General features: G+C 67.1%; 17 protein-coding genes. 8 read left to right on the top strand and 9 right to left on the bottom strand.

Annotation, left to right across the window (positions count from 1 at the left end):
- Positions 1-81: 81 nt before the first annotated feature.
- Genes KYC_RS04860 through KYC_RS04850 form a run of 3 tightly spaced genes read left to right on the top strand, consistent with a single transcriptional unit; the run spans position 82 to position 1,612 of the window.
- Positions 82-753 (top strand): hypothetical protein, encoded by a 672-nt coding sequence (locus tag KYC_RS04860; RefSeq protein WP_008159424.1) that lies wholly within the window; start codon positions 82-84, stop codon positions 751-753.
- A gap of 26 nt (positions 754-779) precedes the next feature.
- Entirely contained in the window at positions 780-1,259 is a 480-nt protein-coding gene (locus KYC_RS04855; protein WP_008159423.1) for a hypothetical protein, read from the top strand.
- A complete protein-coding gene (locus KYC_RS04850) occupies positions 1,256-1,612 on the top strand; it encodes an SH3 domain-containing protein (RefSeq protein WP_008159421.1) in 357 nt (118 codons plus the stop codon). The genes KYC_RS04855 and KYC_RS04850 overlap by 4 nt, the downstream gene beginning before the upstream one ends.
- 10 nt (positions 1,613-1,622) lie before the next feature.
- Here the strand turns inward: KYC_RS04850 and KYC_RS04845 are convergent, their stop codons facing one another.
- Positions 1,623-2,585, bottom strand: coding sequence for a GlxA family transcriptional regulator (locus KYC_RS04845; protein WP_008159417.1), 963 nt, complete (start codon positions 2,583-2,585; stop codon positions 1,623-1,625).
- A gap of 102 nt (positions 2,586-2,687) precedes the next feature.
- Here KYC_RS04845 and KYC_RS04840 point away from each other — a divergent pair, with 102 nt between their 5' ends.
- Positions 2,688-3,380, top strand: coding sequence for a GNAT family N-acetyltransferase (locus KYC_RS04840; RefSeq protein ID WP_008159415.1), 693 nt, complete (start codon positions 2,688-2,690; stop codon positions 3,378-3,380).
- A 156-nt stretch (positions 3,381-3,536) separates the two neighbouring features.
- Positions 3,537-4,838 carry a UDP-N-acetylglucosamine 1-carboxyvinyltransferase gene (locus KYC_RS04835; RefSeq protein ID WP_008159414.1) on the top strand — a complete coding sequence of 434 codons (1,302 nt, stop codon included), beginning with the start codon at positions 3,537-3,539 and terminating at the stop codon, positions 4,836-4,838.
- Here KYC_RS04835 and KYC_RS04830 read toward each other — a convergent pair.
- Positions 4,835-5,485, bottom strand: coding sequence for a DsbA family oxidoreductase (locus KYC_RS04830; protein ID WP_008159412.1), 651 nt, complete (start codon positions 5,483-5,485; stop codon positions 4,835-4,837). The two genes, KYC_RS04835 and KYC_RS04830, sit on opposite strands and share 4 nt — an antisense overlap.
- 172 nt (positions 5,486-5,657) lie before the next feature.
- Between KYC_RS04830 and KYC_RS04825 the strand changes: the two genes are divergently transcribed.
- The gene (locus tag KYC_RS04825) at positions 5,658-6,239 is read left to right on the top strand and encodes a YceI family protein (RefSeq protein ID WP_008159411.1); all 582 of its coding nucleotides are present in this window, start codon (positions 5,658-5,660) and stop codon (positions 6,237-6,239) included.
- Between the two features lie 76 nt (positions 6,240-6,315).
- Here KYC_RS04825 and KYC_RS04820 read toward each other — a convergent pair whose 3' ends face one another.
- The 5 genes from KYC_RS04820 to KYC_RS04800 form a co-directional block, all read right to left on the bottom strand.
- Positions 6,316-7,620, bottom strand: coding sequence for an alpha/beta fold hydrolase (locus KYC_RS04820; protein ID WP_008159410.1), 1,305 nt, complete (start codon positions 7,618-7,620; stop codon positions 6,316-6,318).
- A 10-nt stretch (positions 7,621-7,630) separates the two neighbouring features.
- The gene (locus KYC_RS04815) at positions 7,631-8,620 is read right to left on the bottom strand and encodes a Bug family tripartite tricarboxylate transporter substrate binding protein (protein WP_008159409.1); all 990 of its coding nucleotides are present in this window, start codon (positions 8,618-8,620) and stop codon (positions 7,631-7,633) included.
- Positions 8,621-8,817: 197 nt separating this feature from the next.
- Positions 8,818-9,375, bottom strand: a complete 558-nt coding sequence (locus KYC_RS04810; protein ID WP_008159402.1) for a DUF1415 domain-containing protein — start codon at positions 9,373-9,375, stop codon at positions 8,818-8,820.
- A gap of 69 nt (positions 9,376-9,444) precedes the next feature.
- Entirely contained in the window at positions 9,445-10,917 is a 1,473-nt protein-coding gene (locus KYC_RS04805) for a M20 family metallopeptidase (RefSeq protein ID WP_008159400.1), read from the bottom strand.
- A 78-nt stretch (positions 10,918-10,995) separates the two neighbouring features.
- Positions 10,996-11,913 (bottom strand): LysR family transcriptional regulator, encoded by a 918-nt coding sequence (locus KYC_RS04800; protein WP_008159398.1) that lies wholly within the window; start codon positions 11,911-11,913, stop codon positions 10,996-10,998.
- A 167-nt stretch (positions 11,914-12,080) separates the two neighbouring features.
- Between KYC_RS04800 and KYC_RS04795 the strand changes: the two genes are divergently transcribed.
- A complete protein-coding gene (locus KYC_RS04795) occupies positions 12,081-13,037 on the top strand; it encodes an alpha/beta hydrolase (RefSeq protein WP_008159397.1) in 957 nt (318 codons plus the stop codon).
- Between the two features lie 19 nt (positions 13,038-13,056).
- Positions 13,057-14,040, top strand: coding sequence for a Bug family tripartite tricarboxylate transporter substrate binding protein (locus KYC_RS04790; RefSeq protein ID WP_008159391.1), 984 nt, complete (start codon positions 13,057-13,059; stop codon positions 14,038-14,040).
- 86 nt (positions 14,041-14,126) lie between these two features.
- On the opposite strand, the gene KYC_RS04785 is transcribed toward KYC_RS04790, so the two are convergent.
- Together KYC_RS04785 and purL are read right to left on the bottom strand one after the other, a co-directional pair.
- Positions 14,127-15,755 carry a methyl-accepting chemotaxis protein gene (locus KYC_RS04785; RefSeq protein ID WP_008159390.1) on the bottom strand — a complete coding sequence of 543 codons (1,629 nt, stop codon included), beginning with the start codon at positions 15,753-15,755 and terminating at the stop codon, positions 14,127-14,129.
- Between the two features lie 172 nt (positions 15,756-15,927).
- Positions 15,928-19,977 carry a phosphoribosylformylglycinamidine synthase gene (gene purL, locus KYC_RS04780; protein ID WP_008159389.1) on the bottom strand — a complete coding sequence of 1,350 codons (4,050 nt, stop codon included), beginning with the start codon at positions 19,975-19,977 and terminating at the stop codon, positions 15,928-15,930.
- Positions 19,978-20,065 lie beyond the last annotated feature (88 nt).

Below are 20,065 nucleotides of genomic sequence, written 5' to 3'. Positions count from 1 at the left end.
AATCGGGGTCAGGTTCGAATGGAGCCGCCCCGCTCGATCATCGAGCAACGGCGCTCCCCTAGTCCCCTCTTGATACAGACCATGCAAATCAACGTTGATCGCGGCGCCGCCCGCGCCTCGGGTATGAAACGCAAGTCCGGCAATCGGGTCCTGGCCCTGGGCCTGGCCATCGCCTTCGCGGCACCGGTCCATGCCGCAAAGGATCCGGGCGCAGCAATCCTTCCCCCGCGCGCCAACTCCTCGCAGCAACAGGCGCCGGCCCAACAGGCTCCCGCGCAGCAGCAGGCCCCGGCTCAACAGCAGGCCCCGGCTCAACAGGCTCCGGTTCAACAGGCGCCAGCCCAGCAGGCCCCCGCGCAGTCCGGCGCCCTCGCCCCCGTGCAGAAGACCCAGGTCAACAGCCAGGCCGCCTACGAGCGCCTGCTGAACAACAGCGGCGTCACCGTGCAATGGCTGTGGTCCGCGCAACGCGGCAAGCTGAACGCCATCGACGACAACGACGTGGTGCGCCTTGAGGGCACCCAGGCCAACTTCGAGGGCACGCTTAAGATCAAGGGCGAAGTCGTCTCCATCGACAGCGACCGCTTCGTCTTTCGCGGCACGATCCTGATCCTGGACGCGCCGGACAAGGGCCGCCGCTGCGAACGCACCGGCGACTACGAGTTCAAGGCGACGGGCAAGCGCAAGTACTGGCGCCTGCAGCAGATGGAATCCTGCGGCCGCCTGACGGATTACGTCGACGTCTTCTATTGATCCGCCAACCTCTTACCTGAAATCCCATGCCGCCCACCGCGATCAAATGGCTTGTCAGCATCGTTTTGGGACTGCTGATCGGCAGCGCCAGCTTCGGCGTCACCAACCCGCTGTTGCAGGTCGTGTTCGGGCTGCAACAGCCCGCGGGCGCGCCGTATGCGCCTTTGGACGACACCGCGCTTGAACGAATGCAGATCGCCAGCGCAATCCTGTACGTGCTGATCGCGGTGGCCGCCGCGCTGCTGCTGGCGCGCATCGCCAATATGCGCCGGCGTATCGGCTGGGGCTGCGCGGCGCTGGGCGTGATGCTGCTCTTGACCGTGCCGATCGCCCTGCTGCAGATGGACCCCGCCCTCCATACCGGCGGCGGCGCGGATGCGCGGGACGCCAACACCGCGCTGTTCTTTTTCTTGATGATCTTTGGACTGCCCTATCTGGGCGGCGGCCTGCTGCTGACGATCGGCGGGGCGGTGCTGATCCGCAAGGGCGGCGGGAAGCCGGCATGAAATTCGTCGCCGTCGGCCAGCATCGCAGCGAATACCCCGAACCGGTCGCGTTCTCGCAGGGCGCGCTTCTCGCGATCGGAGAGCGATACGAAGGCCCGGAAGGCTGGGACAACTGGTTCTTTTGCTCCACGGCCGGTGGAATCGGGGGATGGGTTCCCGGCCAGATTATCGAGCGGATCGACGAGCGCCATGGACGCGCTTTGCGCGATTACACCGCACGCGAACTGGACGTGGACGAAGGCGATGAGTTTTCCGGCTCGGAGCAGATCAATGGCTGGATGTGGTGCAGCCGCCAATCGGACGGCCAGAGCGGATGGGCGCCGCTGAGCCTGCTGCGCGCCATCGAGCGCTGACGCGCCCCAGTCACCCCAGCCGCAACTCCCGCACCCCTCGCCCCAGCTTGCGCCGCAACAGCGTCCGCAACGTCGCGCCGTCCTCATAGCCCACCTCCGCGGCAATCGCGTCGGTGTTCAGATGGCTGGTGCGCAGCAGGTGCACCGCCCGCTCCACCCGCAGGTCCTGGAAGTAAGACAGCGGCGACTTGCCGAGCACGGCTTCGATGCGGCGTTGCAGGGTGCGGGTGCTGGTGGCCAGCGCATCCGCCGCGGCGTCCAGCGAGAAGCCTTCGGTCAGCCTGTCCCGGGCCCAGCGCTCGAAACGCTCCACCAGCGGGTCGGCGCGCGCCAGGTGGTCGGGGATCATGTAGGGCGCCTGCGACGGGCGCGCATCCACCAATAGATAGCGGACAACCACGGCGGCCAGCGCGGGGCTGGCCTGCCCCAGCAGCCACAGGGCCAGGTCCAGGTGCCCCATCGCGGCGCCGGCGGTCGTAAAGCTGCCGGACGGCACCATCATGCGCGCGCTGTCCAGCCGCACGTCCGGGTAGCGCTGGCGGAACAGCGGGGCGAGCCACCAGGAGGTGGTGGCCTCCTGCCCCCCAAGCAGACCCGACTCGGCCAGCACGAAAGTGCCGATGCAGGCGGCCGCGATCTTCACGCCGTCGTCATGGCTTTGCCGCAGCAGGGCCAGCGCATCCCTGACGTCGCGCCGCTCCAGCGCGGGCAACAGCTGTTCCGGCATCTTGGTGGCGATGGCGGGCAGGACCAGCCAATCGGGATTGCCCATTGCGCTGGCCGGCTTGACCGGAACGCGCATGCCCAGGCCGGTGCGCACCTCGCGGCGCATGCCGATCACGCTGATGTCGAACCGGGGACCGGAACCGGGCTGCTGCAGTTCGGCCAGCTCGTTGGCGGTGGTGAATGCGTCCAGGATGGCCGACAGACCCGTGTCGAAGCAGCCGTCCAGGGCCAGAACCGAGATCTTCATGGCGGAAATGACTCCAAAAATGTCACTTACGACAATAGAGCGCGCGCCGGATCCTGTCTACATTGACGCCATGCGCATACGGCGCTGACAACAGGAACCGGCATGGACCAATCAGCACACAGCCTCGACAACCCGATCTGGAACGCGCTTGCAACCGAACAGGCGCACCTGGGCAGCGGCAACGCCCTGGCCTGCCGCTACCACCCTGACGTGGCGCCCTTTGCGGCCATGGCGTCGGACGCCCCCGAAGCCTGGGCTGCACTCGGGCAGCTTCTGTCCGCCGGCCAGCAGGCCGCGCTGCTGTCGTCCAATCCCGTCAAGCCCCCGCCTGCGCTGCGCGCGCAGCCCGTCGGCGTGATCCACCAGATGGTCGCGACGCGCCGCGACGCCTGTGCGGCGGATGATCCGGGCATCGTGACGCTGGGGCCGGACGACGCGCCGCAGATGCTTGCGCTGGCCGAAAAGACCCGCCCCGGCCCCTTCTGCAAGCGCACCCACGAGATGGGTCGCTACATCGGCGTGCGCGCGCAGGGCCGGCTGATCGCCATGGCGGGCGAACGGATGCATCCCGCCGGGCACGTCGAGATCAGCGCAGTCTGCGTGGACGATGCGTGGCGCGGCAAGGGATTCGCCGGACGGCTGGTGCAGCAGCTTGAAGACGAGATCTGGCAGAGAGGGGAATCGCCGTTCCTGCATGTGCTGAGCAATAACGGCAGCGCAATCGGGCTGTATGAGCGGCTGGGGTTTGGGTTGCGGCAGACGTTTTTCCTGACGCTGATCAGGCTTGCCGACTAACGGGCGGACAGGCAATGCACCTCGGCAGGCGTAAACCGCGCCACATCGCAATTGCAGATTGAAATATTTAGCGGTCTTTCGTCAAAAGGCCGCTCGGGAAGACGCCGGTACAATCGCGTCGCTTTCCCTTATTTCTTACCTGGCCGTCCAATCCCCATGTCCAACCTCATCGTCCACGGCGGCACGCCCCTGCGCGGCCGCGTCGTTCCCTCGGCCAACAAGAACGCGGTGCTGCCCATCCTGTGCGCCACGCTGCTGACAGACCAGCCGCTGCGGCTGCATGGCGTGCCGGACATCACCGATGTCCGCAAGATCCTGGACATTTTCCGTACGCTGGGCAGCGAGGTCCGGCTGGACGACAAGACGCGCACGCTGGAACTGCATCACCGCGACACCGCTTTTGACGCCGCGCGGCACCGGCTGCCGGAGGAAATGCGTTCGTCGATCATGCTGGTGCCGCCGCTGCTGGCGCGCTTCGGCGTGGCGCGGCTGGAGGACAACGTCAAGGGCTGCACGCTGGGCGTGCGCGAAATAGATCCGCACGTGGACATCTTCCGCTCGTTCGGCGGCGAGGTGGAACGCGCCAGCGGGTCCCTGCTGGTGCGCGCCAGCGGCCCGCTCAAGCCCACGCACCATTGGCTGGACTACGCGTCCGTGACGACGACCGAGAACTTCGTGCTGTGCGCGGCCGCGGCGCAAGGCGAATCCACGCTGACGAACGCGGCCTCCGAGCCGCACGTGCAGGAGTTCTGCCGCTTCATGGCGATGATGGGCGCGGACATCGACGGCATCGGCACCTCGCGGCTGACGGTGCGCGGCGGCGTGCGCCTGAAGGGCGGCGAGTTCACGTTTGAAGAGGACTTCCACGAGATCACGACGTTCCTCGCGCTGGGCGCGATCACGGGCGGCGACGTGGTGGTGCGCAACAGCACCCCGGGCAATTTCCCGCTGATCGACCGCACTTTCGCCAAGTTCGGCGTGCAGATCGTGCATGAAAACGGCTGGTCGCGCGCGCAGCGTTCGGGCCCGCTGAAGGTGCAGACGCCCTTTACCAGCAACGTGCTGACCAAGGTCGAGGCGGCGCCCTGGCCGTATTTCCCCGTGGACCTGCTGCCGATCTTCATTGCGCTGGGCGTGTGCGCCGAGGGCAATGCGATGTTCTGGAACAAGGTGTACGACGGCGCGCTGGGCTGGACGGGCGAGCTGACGAAGTTCGGTGCGCACGTGTTCTCGTCGGATCCGCACCGCGTGGTGACCTTCGGCGGCAATCCGCTGACGCCGGCGGTGGTGGAAAGCCCCTACATCATCCGGGTCGCGATTGCCCTGTTCATGGTGGCCAGCAGCATCAAGGGCCGCTCCGAAATCCGCAACGCCACGCCGATCCGGCGCGCCCACCCGCATTTTGTCGAAAACCTGCGCAGCCTGGGCGTGCAGGTCGAATGGGCCAACGACGACTAGCCCTCCCCGGCCACCTGCCGCAGGGCCTGTTCAAACGCCTCCGGCGGCTGGCCGCCAGACACGAGGTACTTGCCGTTGATGATCACCGACGGCACCGACGTAATGCCTAGTTGCCGCCATTGCGCTTCTTCGGCGCGCACCTCGTCGGCGTAGCGGCCGCTGGCCAGCACCTCGCGCGCCGCCCGCTCGTCCAGGCCCGCCTCGCTCGCCGCCAGCGCCAGCACCTGCGCGTCGCTCGTGTCCTGGTTCAGAAAGTGGTAGGTCCGCAGCAGGCTTTGCTTCATCGCGGTCTGTTGCGCCTGCCCCTGCAGCCCGGCCCAGTGGATCAGCCGATGGGCATCGAAGGTGTTGAACGAACGGTTGTCGTCCTCCATGCGCATCGGCATGCCAACGGCGGCGGCCCGCTCACTGATGACCTTGCGGTTCGCCTGCACCTGTTCGCGGTCGTACCCGTACTTCGACATCAGGCGCTCGATGGTGTTCTGCCCGCCGGCCGGCATGTCGGGATTCAATTCAAACGGCCGGAAATGCAGGTCGACCTGAGCAACGCCCTCCACCCGGCGCATGGCCTCCAGCAAACCGCCCAGCCCCACCGCGCACCACGGGCACGCGACGTCGGACACGAAGTCGATGTTGATCTTGACCATGAAGCTCTCCGGAATAGGTGTCGATGATCCGAAGAATAAAGCAAACCACCGGCCGGCTTTTTTCGATCTGCGTCCGCTACTGACAAAGAACTGAATGTTATCGTCAGGCTTTTCGTTCTACGCTTGCGGCCACGCCGCAGGCCTAGCGCAACACCGTCACCAAGGAGCCGCAATGAAGCCGATCACGTCCCTGCTGGGCGCCGCCGCGCTGATGCTGACCGTCGCCGCCAACGCCGCGCCGGTCACCTACGACCTGGACCCCTCGCACACCTACCCCAGCTTCGAGGCCGATCACTTCGGCGGCCTGTCGACGTGGCGCGGCAAGTTCAACCAGTCGCGCGGCGTGGTGGTGCTGGACCGCGAGGCGCGCACCGGCACGGTGGAGGTCACCGTGGACATCAATTCGGTGGACTTCGGCCACGACGAGATGAACAAGCACGCCGTCGCGCCAGACATTTTTAACGCGGCCAAGTACCCCACCGCCACGTTCAAGGGCACGTTCACCAAGTTCGACGGCAACCGGCCGGAAGAAGCGACTGGCGACCTGACGCTGCGCGGCGTCACGCGCAAGGTGAAAATGGACATCGACGACTTCAAGTGCATCGACCATCCGATGGTCAAGCGCGAAGTGTGCGGCGCCGATGTTTCCACGGAGTTCAGCCGCAAGGACTTCGGGCTGGACTTCGGCCTGGACATGGGCTTCAAGCCCGAGGTGGAACTGAAAATCCAGGTCGAGGCCGTGCGGCGGCAATGATCAGGACGACAGTGATGCGCGCCGGCCGTTGAGCCTGGCGCGATCATGAAAGGGCCGGCCCTGCGCCGGCCCTTGCCTATTCGTCGGTACCCAGCCCCCGCCGCGCCTGCGCCAGGAAGTCCAGCACGGCGCGGTAAGACCCTTCATTGCCCGCCGCATTCGCCGGCGGCGTGCCGCCCGCATCCAGCAGCAGCCCCGACATCGCATGAGGCTTGCTGATCAGGGTGGCCGGCAGATGGGGATAGTGGACGTGATGGCCCGCCCCCGTGCAGACATAGTGGAACGTCGGCAAGGCATGCGCCTGGCGCTGGCGCACCACCATCTCCGAATACGCGGTGCTGGGCCAGAAACCGTCGTCCGACGCGCTGACCAGCATGACCGGACCCGGGTAGTTTTCCACCGGAATGCGGGCGCGCTCGAATGCCGCGGCATCGCGCGAGGCGCTCAGGAAAGCATGGGTCTGGCGATAGGGCGGATCGGACGCATAGGCGGCGTCCCAGTCGGCCGTGGCGTTGTCCTGCCACAGATGGGGCAAGGGCTCGCCGCCCTTGGTCCAGACCTGCGCATTGCGCCCGGTGCCCGGCGCGCCCGCGCTGACCACGCCGTGCGTGACGGGCGACGGCACGTAGGCCACCACCGCGCTCACCAGGTCGGGATAGTGCGAGGCCACCAGCAAGGAGGTTTCGCCGCCCCGGCTGATGCCCGACACGGCTACGAAACCGTCACGCGGCTGCAGGGTCTTGCGCACCCAATTCAGCGCCGCCTCGAAGTATTCCAGCGGCATGTCGTTCAGGTACTTGGGGCGGCCGTCGTAGTTGAAGATCGCCAGCGCCAGGCACTGGTAGCCGCGCGCCGCGAACAGGGCCGCCCGCGGCGCGTTCACGCCGCCCGACGAGCCGTTCATATAGATCACGACGGGATGCGGTCCGGGCCCGGCCGGCGTATAGAGTTCGCCCGACAGCACCGCGCCGCCGATGTCTTCGCGCACGGCGCGATGCGTGACGCCCTCGGCCAGGAATTCCTGGACCAGCGTGGCCTCGGCCGACAGCGCGCCGCCTTCGGCGCGGATGTGCACCGTCAGCGCATCGGTGCGGTCGGGCGGAAAGACGACGCGGTCCATGTCCTGGCACGCCATGGACCAGACGATGCCCATGGCGGCGGGCTCGGCGTAGGAACCGGACACCGGGCAATCGCGGCGCAGGTCCAGGCGGCCGTCGTGGCCCGCCACAAACACGGCTTCCGAGCGCCAGGTTGCGCCGCACATGGTCATGCTGGCCGTGACGGTGATGAAGGCGTAGGCGGGAAAGCCTTCGATACGGATGTCGCGCTCGACGTCGATCAGCGCGCGCTGGGGCGTTACGGTAATGCTGGGCTGTGTCACGGTCGCCTCCTTAAGCCTTCAGGTCGGTCTTGGGCACGCCGTTGGCCTTGATGACCTGCGCCCACATGGCGGATTCGTCGGCGATGACCTTGTCCAGGTCGGCCGACGACGTGAACTCGACGGCCACGCCCTGGTCCGCGAACTGCTGCACCAGGCTGGGATCGCGCGTGCCTTCGCGCACGGCGTTTTCCAGCGTCTTGACCACGTCGGCGGGCATGGCGGCGGGGCCGGAGATCATCATGCGGGTGTAGAGCTCGAAGCCGTCGACGCCGGCCTCTTTCATGGTGGGCACGTCGGGCAGGCTGGACAGCCGCTTGTCGGCTGTGACGGCCAGCACCTGCAGCTTGCCGGACTTGATGTTGGGCAGCGCGGACGTCGGGAAGTCGAAGGTGCTTTGCACCGTGCCGGCCATCAGGTCCGGCAGCGCGGGGCCGCTGCCCTTGTAGGGCACGTCCTGGAATTGCGTGCCCGTCTTGGACTGGAAGTGCAGCAAGGCCAGATGGTTGATCACGCCGCGGCCGGCATGGGCGCTGGTGATGTCGCCGGGCTTTTTCTTGGCCAGCGCGATGAACTCCTGCACGTTTTTCACGCCCAGGTCGGGATGCACGATCAGCAGCATGGGCGACTTGCCCATCGAACCAAGCTGCTTGAAGTCCGACGGCTGGTACGGCAGGTTGTTGTACAGCAACGGGTTCAGGATCATGCCGTTGGTGCCCGCGAAGCCCAGCGTGTAGCCGTCCGGTTCGGCGCGCGCCACCGCCACGGTGGCGATGATGGCCTGCCCGCCAGGACGGTTCTCGACGACGACGTTTTGCTTTAGGGTCTTGCCCATGCGGTCGGCCAATGCGCGGGCGGCAATGTCGGTCAGTCCGCCGGGCGCAAAGCCCACCAGCAGACGCACGGGCCGCGTCGGGAAGGCATTCTGCTGGGCCCAGGCCGGGCGCGAGATCAGCGGCAGCGCGGCAAGCGCGCCCAGGGCATGACGGCGGGTGAATCGCATACGGCTCTCCAGACAAAGGCAGCGGCTAACGCGGCTCGGAACGGGCCGCGAGGCAAGACAATGAAAAGGGGAAGAACGTACAGGCCGGTCGCCGAGCGGCGGCGGCCACATTGATCGTATATTGTATTCAATCCAACCGATGGGCCATCTAGGGATATCCCGGAGCCGCCCAAAGCGCCATGCGGATGGCGCCGGCCTCAGGCCTTGGTCATCAGCTTCTTCCAGCCTTCCAGGCCAAGCTTTTGCATCGTGTCGATGTTCTTTTCGTAGATTTCGGCGGCATCGGGGAAGGATTCCACCGCGCGGTCGATGCTGTCCTCGCGCAGCAGGTGCAGGATTGGGTACGGCGAGCGGTTGGTGTAGTTCTCGATGTCGTCGGGCTGCGTGTCGGCGAACTGGAACTGCGGGTGGAACGTGGCGACCTGCAGTTCTCCCACCAGGCGCATGCGCTTGAGCAGGCGGTCCGACAGGTCTTCGAAGTCGTTGAATTCCAGGAAGTCGTCCAGCGCGTCCGGGATGATCAGCAGCGTGGTGTCGATCTTTTCGGGATCGGTTTCGGCCAGCAGGGCCAGTTCGTCCTGCAGGTCGGTCAGCACGCCTTCGGCGTCGGTGGCGTCGCTGACGGCAAAGCGGATCTGGTCCTTGACCTGCACCGCTTTGGCGAAGGGACAGAGGTTCAGGCCGATCACGGCCTGGTTCAGCCAGTGGCGGGTTTCTGCGACCACGTTGGCGTAGGCGTCGGAAGTGGAAATCATCGGGGCAATCCTGGAAAAAGAAAGAGCGCAAGGCCGCCGGCCCCGCGCTCTGCATGGGATGCGCGCGCGTCAGGCGGCGGGCATGGCGGCCATGGTCTGGGCCACGGCGGCGGTCAGCTTCTTGCCGTAGGGCACGTGCAGGAATTCGTTGGGGCCGTGGGCGTTGGACTTGGGGCCCAGCACGCCGCAGACCATGAACTGGGCTTGCGGGAAGCCCTTCTGCAGGATGCTCATCAGCGGAATGGTGCCGCCCTGGCCGATGTAGCCGCAGGGCGCGCCGTAGTACTGCTGCGAGGCCGCGTCCAGGGCCTGGGTCAGCCAGGGCACGGTCGCGGGCGCGTTCCAGCCGGTGGCGGCGCCTTCGTTGGCCTTGAAGATCACCTTGGCGTTGTAGGGCGCGTCGGCTTCCAGCAGTTCCTTGATTTCCTGCGAGGCGGCCACGGCGTCCACCAGCGGCGGCAGGCGCAGCGACAGCTTGAACGCGGTGCGCGGACGCAGCACGTTGCCGGCGCTGGACAGGGGCGGCAGGCCCTCGGCGCCGGTCACCGACAGCGTCGGGCGCCAAGTGCGGTTCAGGAGCGCCTGTTCCGGTTCGGTGGTCATGGGCAGCACAAAGCCGCCGTCGGCGCCGCAGCTCCAGGGGAAACGGCGCCAGACTTCGTCGCCCAGGATGCGGGCGGTGGCCGACACCTGTTCGATGCGATCGGCGGGAATTTCACAGTGCAGGCTTTGCGGAAGCAGGCGGCCGGTGCCGCTGTCTTCCAGGCGGTCCAGCAGGTGGCGCAGGATGCGGAACGACGACGGCACGACGCCGCTGGAGTCGCCCGAGTGCACGCCTTCGTCCAGCACCTGGACTTCCAGGGTGCCCGACACCATGCCGCGCAGCGAGGTGGTCATCCAGAGCTGGTCGTAGTTGCCGGCGCCCGAATCCAGGCACACCACCAGGGCCACGTTGCCCAGGCGGTCGCGCAGCGCGTCCACGTACGGCAGGAGGTCGTAGCTGCCCGATTCCTCACAGGTTTCCACGATGCCCACGCAGCGCGGACGCGGAATGCCCTGCTTGTCCAGCGCCATGATGGCGGTCAGCGAGGCGTACACGGCGTAGCCGTCGTCGGCGCCGCCGCGGCCGTAGAGCTTGCCGTCTTCGTATTTGGGCGTCCACGGGCCCAGGCCCGCGCGCCAGCCGGAGAATTCGGGCTGCTTGTCCAGGTGGCCGTACAGCAGCACCGTGTCGCCGTTGTCGCTGCGGGTGGCGGGCGCGTCGAAGAAGATGACGGGCGTGCGGCCCGGCAGGCGCACCACTTCCAGCTTCAGGCCGGACACTTTCTGCGCTTCGACCCATTGCGCCGCGTCGCGCACCACGCGCTCGATGAACGCGTTCTTTTCCCAGTCGGCGTCAAACGCCGGGCTCTTGGCCGGGATGGCGATGTAGTCGGTCAGCGCGGCGATGATTTCGTTGTCCCACTTGTCGTCCACGAAGTCCTGTAGGGCCTTGGGATCGAGGGTGGGCGGCAGTGCGTCTTCGGGGATGCGTGCGTTCATGGCGCTGGCTTCCTGTGTGCGGGGTGGGGGCAAACCGGTATTTTATGCCTGAGCGGCGCAGGTGGCGGTTTTTGTGCGCTACCTGGCCGCGTACGCCTCGATCCGGCCCCATACCTCTCGCGCCAGCGGCTTGGCGTTGCCGACCGACTGGTACAGCCGGATCTCCATGTGGATGTCGTTGCGGGCGCCGTCTGCGCGCACCAGCTTGCCGTCGCGCAGGTCGGATTCAACCAGCGTGTGCGGCAGCCAGGCCAGCCCAAAGCCCTGGCGCGCCATTGCATGCAGGGCGTCGGCCAGGTCCGATTCGTACGTGGCCTGCAGCAGCGGCACTTCGCAAAGTCCGCGCAGCTTGTCGTGCAGGATGCGGCCCAGCGACATGCTGTCGGCGTAGGCCAGGAACGGCACGGGCGGGTCCGAGGCCAGCTTGGGCACGGCGTATCGGGGATAGCGGCCGCCGGGCGCGACGGGCGCCGAGACGGCAACCAGCTTGTCCGCGCCCACGCGTCGGCAGCGGTAATTGGGATTGTCGATCTTGGCGTATAGCGGCTCGTGCGCATGGCACAGCAGGAAGTCGACCTCGCCGTCCTCCAGCATGTCCACCCCGTAGTTCAGCGTTGTGGTGACCACCTTCAGCTGGAATGCCGGCAGGCCGCGCTGCACCCCCGCCATCAGCCCCGGCAGCACCGAATGCGCCAGCGTCTTGCCCGATGCAATGGTGATCTTGCGGGCGCGTTCGAGCTCGGGCTTCTGCAGCGTTTCGCGTGTCTCGCGCAGGATGTCCAGCACGTCGATGGCGGCGGCCAGCATGCCTCGCCCCGCCGCGTTCAGCGTGGACACCTGGTGGCCGCGTTCAACCAGCGGCACGCCCGCCCACTCCTCCAGCGCCTTGATCCGGCGCCCGAAGGCCGGGTGCGTCACGTTGCGCGCCTCCGCGGCCTGGAACATGTTGCGCGACTTCGACAGGGCGACGAAGTCCTCCAGCCATTTGATATCCATCCGTGTCTCTCTTCCAAGCCCCTTGCCCGCCTGATGTTCGTCCCGGCTGGGCTGGTCGTCCGCATGCGGCTCATCGTCTGTGCCGTTCTGGCACAGCGAGTGCGCATTTTGCACAACGTAGAAACACCTTGCAACTAACATCCCCGCAATCCCTACTGGAAAACCCTATGCCCAACGCACCCGTCCTGCTCAAGTCCATCCGCAGCCACTACCTGGGCGGCGCCGAGGTCGTGGCCGGCGGGCTGCCCATGCAGCAGCAGAAAGTGGTCGGCAACGCGTCGCCGCGGCTCATCGACATGAACGGCGGTTACAGCGCGGGACAGCTGTACGTCCAGGAATACCGGTTGGCCGAACCCCGCCGCCCCTACCCCGTGCTGCTGTGGCACGGTGGCGGCATGACGGGCGCGCAGTGGGAAAGCACGCCGGACGGCCGCGACGGCTGGCTCTGGCGGCTGCTGCAGGCGGGCTACGACGTATTCGTGTCCGACGCGCCGGAGCGCGGCCGCGCCTCGTGGGCGATGTACCCGCAGGTGTACGACTCCGCGCCCATCTTCCGCTCCAAGGAAGAGGCGTGGCGCCTGTTCCGCATCGGCCCGGCCGCAGGCTATGCCCCCGCCGGGGAACCGCGCCGGGCATATCCGGGGCAACAGTTCCCCGTGGACGCTTTCGACACTTTCACCAAGCAATTCGTGCCGCGCTGGCTGACGCACGGCGGCATGGCGCTGGACGCCTATCGCGACCTGCTCGACCTGGCGGGACCCTGCATCCTGGTCGGCCACAGCCAGGGCGGAGGCTTCGCCACCCAGCTCGCCCAGGAATACGCGGCCACCGTGCGCGCCGTCGTGGCGGTGGAGCCCACCGGCACCCCGGCCCAGGCCTCCTGTCAGTTGCCCCCGCAACTGCTGGTCTGGGGCGATCACTTTGACGGGGACGACACCTGGCAGCGCTACCGCAGCCAGACGGACGCCTACTGGAACGCCCTGCGCGCGGCCGGCCAACCCGCCGACGTGCTGGACCTGCCCGCTGCCGGCATCGCCGGCAATTCCCATTTCTGCATGTTGGACCGCAACAGCGACCACATTGCCGGATTGATCGTCGATTGGCTGGACCGCAGCCTCGACTAACCTTCTCGTGGAGATAGAGATGACCTTTAAGAAAACGACCATCGCCCTGGCGCTGTTCACCGGCGCCACGCTGGCGGCTGGCGCATCGGCGCAGCAGGCCGACTATCCGAACAAGCCCATCCGCATGATCGTGCCGTTCGCGCCGGGCGGCACCGCCGACATCATCGGCCGCGTCTTCGCCGCGCAACTGGGCACCGAGCTGGGCGTCACGGTGGTCGTCGAAAACAAGGCAGGCGCCGGCGGCTCGATCGGCACGCGCTATGTGGCCGACGCCGCACCCGACGGCTACACCATCCTGCTGGCCTCTTCCAGCACCCACGGCACCAATCCCGCCGTCTACAAGAACCTGACGTACGACGCGTCGCAAGACTTCACCCCCATCACGCAGCTGGTCACCGTGCCGGGCGTGCTCAGCGTCACCAAGGACTTCCCCGCCGCCGACCTGAATGCGCTGATCGCGCAGTCCAAGGCGAATCCGGACAAGTTCACCTACGCGTCGTCGGGCGCGGGCGGCCTGGGCAACCTGGCCATGGAACTGATGAAGTCGATGACGGGCTCCAAGCTCATGCACATCGCCTACCGCGGCGCGGGCCCGGCCTTCACCGACGTGATCAGCGGCCAGGTGTCGATGATCTGGGAACCGGTGCCTGCCTCTCTGCCCTACATCAAGAGCGGTCAGATCCGTCCGATCGCGATCGCTGCCGACGTGCGCTCGCCGGAACTGCCGGACACGCCGACGTTCAAGGAAGCCGGCCTGCCGCGCTACGAAGCGAACGCGTGGAATGGCTTGCTGGCGCCCAAGGGCCTGCCCGAAAACGTGAAGACCAAGCTGCATGACGCGTCGGTCAAGGCGCTGAACACGCCGGACGTGAAGGCCAAGATGGCCAGCCTGGGCGGCACGGTGGTGGCGGGTTCGTCGGACGACTTCCAGCACGTGATCGCCAACGACGTGAAGAAGTGGAAGAACGTGGCCGCCGACGCCAGGATCCAGCTGGACCAGTAAGTGCAAAAAAGGCCCCGGCGCGTTGCGCTCGGGGCCTAGGCAGGAACTTGCATGCCGGCCTTCATGGCCGGCTTTTCATTGGCGGATCAGGCGCCGATCAGTGCGGGCTCGCCGCCGCGGCTCTCCAGGGCGGGCGCCTCGGCGTCGATCACGCGGCCGGTCTGCAGCTTGAACACCGCCACGGCCTCGCGCAGGCGCTGCGCCTGGGTTTCCAGCGACGCCGCGGACGCCGCGGCCTCTTCGACCAGCGCGGCGTTCTGCTGCGTCACGCTGTCCATCTGCGAGACGGCCTGGTTCACCTGCTGGATGCCTTGCGACTGCTCTTCGGAGGCGCTGGAGATCTCGTTGATGATGTCCGTCACGCGGCGCACCGAGGTCACGATCTCCTGCATGGTGGCGCCGGCGGCTTCCACCTGGTCCGAACCCACCGACACCTTCTGCACGGAATCGTCGATCAGACCCTTGATCTCCTTGGCGGCGGCGGCGCTGCGCTGCGCCAGGGCGCGCACTTCGCTGGCCACGACCGCGAAGCCCTTGCCCTGCTCGCCCGCGCGCGCCGCTTCCACGGCGGCGTTCAGCGCCAGGATGTTGGTCTGGAAGGCGATGCCGTCGATCACGCCCACGATGTCCGCAATGCGATTGGAGCTGTCGGCAATGCCGCGCATGGTGCCCACCACATCGCCCACCGCCAGGCCGCCGCGCGAGGCGACCTCGGACGCGGCCATCGCCAGCTGAGCGGCGCTGCGCGAGCTTTCGGCGTTGTTCTTCACGGTAGAAGACAGTTCGTCCATGCTGGCCGCCGTTTCTTCCAGCGATGCCGCCTGCTGCTCGGTGCGCGAAGACAGGTCGATGTTGCCCGCGGCGATCTCGCGCGAACCGGTGTGGATTTCCTCGACGCCCAGGCGCACGGCCGACACGGTGCGCGCCAGGCTGTCCTGCATGCGCTTGACGGCGGCGTACAGCACGCCGATCTCGTTGTTGCCGCGCTGTTCGATGCGGTTGGTCAGGTCGCCGTTGGCGATGCGGTCGAACAGGCGTCCGGCTTCATGCAGCGGACGGAACACGGAACGGCCGAAGACGACATACAGGCCCACGACCAGCGCCGCCACCACAATCAGCAGACAGATCAGGAACACGATCGCGGCATTGATGCGCGTGGCGGATTCGCGCGCCACCCGCTGGCCGACCTCGTCGGCAAAGTCCACGTACTGCTGGATCGACTGGGTGAAGGTGATGCCCATGGGCGTGACCTTTTCCAGGTTGATGCGGCCGGCTTCCTTGGCGTTGCCCGAGCGGATGGCGCCGATCAGCGGCACGATCGCTTCGCGCGCATAGACGTCGTAGGCGGCCAGCGCGGCCTCGAACAGCGGCTTGCCGGTAGGCGACTGCTCGGGCACCTTGCGGGCCGCGTCGATCAGGCCGGTTGCCTTGCTTACGTAGCCGTCCAGCCGCTGCATGCTGGCCATGTTGTCCAGGCTCTTGCCTTCCAGCAGTGCGCTTTGCGCCGCCAGCAGCACCACGCGGGCGCGCAGCAGCTCGGAAGCGGCGTCGTCCAGCGAATTGGCGCGGACCAGGTTGGTGTCCAGCATCACCTCGATGGAGGTGCGGTTGGAGGTGAGTTGCTGGTAAACGGCAATGCCGGTCACTAGAAAGAGAGCAAAAAAGACGGCCAAGGCCGTCGTCAGGATTGCGCGGATACTTAAGTTCTTGAACATGCGAGCCACTCCGGGGGTTACTTACTTACGCTATCCCCTTAACGGCGCAATGCAATGAAAAGTTAAATATCTCATTGGGTTACACGCGCTGGGGCGCCTTGTCGGTGTCCCCAAAAAAACACCCCGCCGGTGACGGCGGGGTGTTTTGGGCAACGGCCTTGATGGCCCGGTATTACTTCAGCCAGGCGCGCGCGTTGCGGAAGATGCGCATCCACGGGCTGTAGGCGCCGCCCGTGTCCGCATTGCCCCATTTTTCAGGCGCCCAAGACATCATGACGTTGCGCGTCACGCGTTCCGGGTGCGGCATCATGACGGTGAAGCGGCCGTCGGCGGTGGTGACGGAAGTGAGACCGCCCGGGCTGCCGTTCGGGTTGAACGGGTAGGCTTCAGTGGCCTTGCCGTTGTTGTCGATGAAGCGCGCGGCGGCCAGCACGCGGCTGGCGTCGCCCTGCTGGGAGAAGTCGGCATAGCCTTCGCCGTGGGCCACGGCGACCGGCACGCGAGCGCCTTCCATGCCCGCGAAGAAGATCGACGGCGACTTGGGCAGTTCGATCATGGACAGGCGCGCCTCGTACTTTTCCGACTGGTTGCGCGTGAAGCGCGGCCAGAATTCGGCGCCCGGGATCATCGGGGCCAGCGCGGCCATCATCTGGCAGCCGTTGCACACGCCCAGCGCGAAGGTGTCGGGGCGCGCGAAGTATGCGGCAAACTGATCCGACAGCTTGCTGTTGAAGCGGATGGTGCGCGCCCAGCCTTCGCCGGCGCCCAGCACGTCGCCGTAGCTGAAGCCGCCCACGGCGACCAGGCCCTGCACCTGCGCCAGGTCCACGCGGCCGGACAGCAGGTCGGTCATGTGGACGTCGATGGCCTCGAAGCCCGAAGTGTCGAAGGCCCAGGCCATTTCAACCTGGCTGTTGCAACCCTGCTCGCGCAGGATCGCCACGCGCGGACGCTTGCCGGTGTTGATGAACGGGGCGGCTACGTCTTCCTGCGGGTCGAAGGACACGTTCGGGCTCATGCCCGGGTCCTTGGTGTCGTTCCAGACGTCGAGTTCGGCCTGGGCGCACGCGGGATTGTCGCGGCGCGCCATGATGCGGTAGGACACTTCGGACCAGGCGCGGCCGAGATCGGCGCGCGGCTGGCCCCAGACCTTCTTGCCGTCGCGGTAGAACTCGACTTCGTCGGCGCCGTTCAGGCCGCCGATAACGTGCGAGTGGGCCGACAGACCCGCGCCGCGCAGCACCTGCATGACGGCGTCGCGCTGCGAGGCCGGCACCTGGATCACGGCGCCCGCCTCTTCCGAGAACAGGGCCTTGAGGGTGAGTTCGTCGCGCTGCACCGCCACCTGTTCGGGGCGGATCTTGTAGTCGCCCCAATCGGCCGACTGCGGATCGAAGGTCAGCATGTCCAGGTTGACCGAGATGCCGGTGCGGCCCGCGAAGGCCATTTCCACCAGGGTGGAGAACAGGCCGCCGTCGGAACGGTCGTGGTAGGACAGGATGGTGCCGGCTTCGGCCAGGGTGCGGATGGTGACGAAGAACGCGCGCAGGTCCTGCGGCGAATCAATGTCCGGCACGGTTTCGCCGACCTGGTTGTAGGCCTGCGCCAGGATGGAACCGCCCATGCGGTGGCGGCCACGGCCCAGGTCGATCAGGATCAGGACGCTGTCGCCCGCGTCGGTGCGCAGCTGCGGGGTCAGGCTGGCGCGAACGTCGCCCACCGGCGCAAACGCGGTGACGACCAGCGACACCGGCGCCACGACCTGGCGCTGTTCGCCGTCCTGCTCCCAGGACGTCTTCATGGATAGGGAGTCCTTGCCGACCGGAATGGACAGGCCGGTGGCCTGGCACAGTTCGCTGACGGCCGACACCGTGTCGTACAGCGCGGCGTCCTGGCCGGCCACGCCGCAGGCGGCCATCCAGTTGGCGGACAGTTTGATGTCTTCAAGGCGCGCCACGTCGGCGGCGGCCAGGTTGGTCAGGGCTTCGGCCACGGCCATGCGGCCCGAGGCCGGGGCGTCCAGCATGGCGATGGGGGTGCGTTCGCCCATCGACATGGCTTCGCCGCGGAAGCCTTCGTAGTCGGCCAGCGTGACAGCGCAGTCGGCCACGGGCACCTGCCACGGACCGACCATCTGGTCGCGGCTGGACAGCCCGCCCACGGTGCGGTCGCCGATGGTGATGAGGAAGGACTTGTTGGCCACCGTGGGGTGGCGCAGCACGCGGTAGGCGGCTTCGGTCAGGTCGATGCCGGCCAGGTCCAGGGGTTCGGACACGCCGGGCAGGCGCTTGACGTCGCGCGTCATGCGCGGCGGCTTGCCCAGGATGACGTCGATGGGCACGTCCACGGGGCGCACTTCGGCGTCGCCTTGCGGGCGGACGGTGTCCAGGCCGGGCAGGCCTTCGCCGTCGACCACGCGGAGCTGGCGCTCTTCGGTGGCCACGCCCACCACCGCGTACGGGCAGCGTTCGCGGCGGGCGATGGCGTCAAAGCGTTCCAGGTCCTTGGGCAAAATCGACAGGACGTAGCGTTCCTGGGATTCGTTGCTCCAGATTTCGGCGGGCGACAGGCCCGACTCTTCGAGGGGCACGCGCTTCAGGTCGAAGATGGCGCCGCGGCCGGCGTCGTTCACGAGTTCCGGGAAAGCGTTGGACAGGCCGCCCGCGCCCACGTCGTGGATCGCGATGATGGGGTTGTTTTCGGCTTGCTGCCAGCAGCGGTCGATGACTTCCTGGGCGCGGCGTTCGATTTCAGGGTTGCCGCGCTGGACGGAGTCGAAGTCCAGTTCGGCCGAGTTGCTGCCCATGCTGATGCTGGAGGCGGCGCCGCCGCCCATGCCGATACGGAAGCCCGGGCCGCCCAGCTGGATCAGCAGCGCGCCGGGGGGAATGACGTCTTTGTGGGTCAGGCCGGCGTCGATGCTGCCCAGGCCGCCCGCAATCATGATGGGCTTGTGGTAGCCCCAGCGCGTGCCGCCGGCGGTCTGTTCGAACGAACGGAAGTAGCCCAGCAGGTTGGGCCGGCCGAATTCGTTGTTGAACGCGGCGCCGCCGATGGGGCCGTCGATCATGATGGACAGCGGCGAGGCGATGCGGTCGGGCAGGCCGTGGTGGTCGGCTTCCCAGGGTTGCAGCGCGTCGTCGAAGCGCAGGTGCGACACGGTGAAGCCCGTGAGGCCGGCCTTGGGCTTGGAACCGCGGCCCGTGGCGCCTTCATCGCGGATTTCGCCGCCGTTGCCGGTGGATGCGCCGGGGAACGGGGCGATCGCCGTCGGGTGGTTGTGCGTTTCCACCTTCATCAGCGTGTGCACAGTGGTGTCGCGGCGGATGTACTTGGCGCCTTCGGCGCCCTCGCCCGTCACGCCCGGCACGCCGGCCTGGAAGCGCTGCGCGGGGCCGCCTTCCATGATGGCGGCGTTGTCGGAATAGGCGACCACGGTGCCCTGCGGCTGCGCCTTGTGCGTGGCGCGGATCATGCCGAACAGCGTGTTGGGCTGTTCCTGGCCGTCGATCACCCACTGGGCGTTGAAGATCTTGTGGCGGCAGTGTTCGCTGTTGGCCTGCGCGAACATCATCAGTTCGACGTCCGTCGGATCGCGGCCCAGGTCGGTGAAGGACTTGGCGAGGTATTCGATTTCGTCGTCGGACAGGGCAAGGCCCAGCGTGGTGTTGGCTTCGACCAGCGCCTGGGCGCCGCGCGACTGGACGTCGACCGTGCGCATGGGCTTGCCGGCCAGCGGCTGGAACAGCGCCTGGCCGTCGAAGCTGGCGTCCACCACGGTTTCGGTCATGCGGTCGTGCAGGCAGTCGGCCGCACGCGCCAGCATGGCGTCGTCGAAGGACTTCGTACCCAGCAGGCCGCGTTCCGGGGTGATGACGTAGCGCACGCCGCGTTCGATGCGGTGCACCGACGACAGGCCGCAGTTGTGGGCGATGTCGGTGGCCTTGCTGGCCCACGGCGAGATCGTGCCCAGGCGTGGGATCACCAGCAACGACAGGCTCTTGGCCGGGGCGTCCGCCGTGCTGGGCGTGCCGTAGTCCAGCAGTTGGGCAAGGTGCTGCTGCTGTTCGGCCGTCAGGGCGGCGTCGGTGCTGACGAAGTGCTCGTAGCGGGCGGATATGTCGGCCACCGGCAGGCCGGCTTCCTTCAGTTGCGCCAGAAGACGATCACGACGGAAGGAGGACAGGACGGAGGAACCAGGCAGATGCTGAACTAGGGACACGATGCGGGCGCCGTATAAAGAGGGGTGCAAAGAATGGATTTTACCCGTTTAAGGGGTTTTCCCGGAGCCGATGTTCAAGCGGAGTTCA

Origin of the sequence: Achromobacter arsenitoxydans SY8, from assembly GCF_000236785.1 — a bacterium.
Lineage (GTDB): Bacteria > Pseudomonadota > Gammaproteobacteria > Burkholderiales > Burkholderiaceae_B > Achromobacter > Achromobacter arsenitoxydans.
The sequence above is the reverse complement of the archived record's forward strand: the minus strand, read 5'-3'. Positions and strand labels throughout refer to the sequence as shown.

Bases quoted from the DNA above. Each gene is read 5' to 3' on its own strand.
- KYC_RS04860 (WP_008159424.1), top strand. From the start codon at position 82: ATGCAAATCAACGTTGATCGCGGCGCCGCCCGCGCCTCGGGTATGAAA.
- KYC_RS04855 (WP_008159423.1), top strand. From the start codon at position 780: ATGCCGCCCACCGCGATCAAATGGCTTGTCAGCATCGTTTTGGGACTG.
- KYC_RS04850 (WP_008159421.1), top strand. From the start codon at position 1,256: ATGAAATTCGTCGCCGTCGGCCAGCATCGCAGCGAATACCCCGAACCG.
- KYC_RS04845 (WP_008159417.1), bottom strand. From the start codon at position 2,585: ATGAAGATCTCGGTTCTGGCCCTGGACGGCTGCTTCGACACGGGTCTG.
- KYC_RS04840 (WP_008159415.1), top strand. From the start codon at position 2,688: ATGGACCAATCAGCACACAGCCTCGACAACCCGATCTGGAACGCGCTT.
- KYC_RS04835 (WP_008159414.1), top strand. From the start codon at position 3,537: ATGTCCAACCTCATCGTCCACGGCGGCACGCCCCTGCGCGGCCGCGTC.
- KYC_RS04830 (WP_008159412.1), bottom strand. From the start codon at position 5,485: ATGGTCAAGATCAACATCGACTTCGTGTCCGACGTCGCGTGCCCGTGG.
- KYC_RS04825 (WP_008159411.1), top strand. From the start codon at position 5,658: ATGAAGCCGATCACGTCCCTGCTGGGCGCCGCCGCGCTGATGCTGACC.
- KYC_RS04815 (WP_008159409.1), bottom strand. From the start codon at position 8,620: ATGCGATTCACCCGCCGTCATGCCCTGGGCGCGCTTGCCGCGCTGCCG.
- KYC_RS04810 (WP_008159402.1), bottom strand. From the start codon at position 9,375: ATGATTTCCACTTCCGACGCCTACGCCAACGTGGTCGCAGAAACCCGC.
- KYC_RS04805 (WP_008159400.1), bottom strand. From the start codon at position 10,917: ATGAACGCACGCATCCCCGAAGACGCACTGCCGCCCACCCTCGATCCC.
- KYC_RS04800 (WP_008159398.1), bottom strand. From the start codon at position 11,913: ATGGATATCAAATGGCTGGAGGACTTCGTCGCCCTGTCGAAGTCGCGC.
- KYC_RS04795 (WP_008159397.1), top strand. From the start codon at position 12,081: ATGCCCAACGCACCCGTCCTGCTCAAGTCCATCCGCAGCCACTACCTG.
- KYC_RS04790 (WP_008159391.1), top strand. From the start codon at position 13,057: ATGACCTTTAAGAAAACGACCATCGCCCTGGCGCTGTTCACCGGCGCC.
- KYC_RS04785 (WP_008159390.1), bottom strand. From the start codon at position 15,755: ATGTTCAAGAACTTAAGTATCCGCGCAATCCTGACGACGGCCTTGGCC.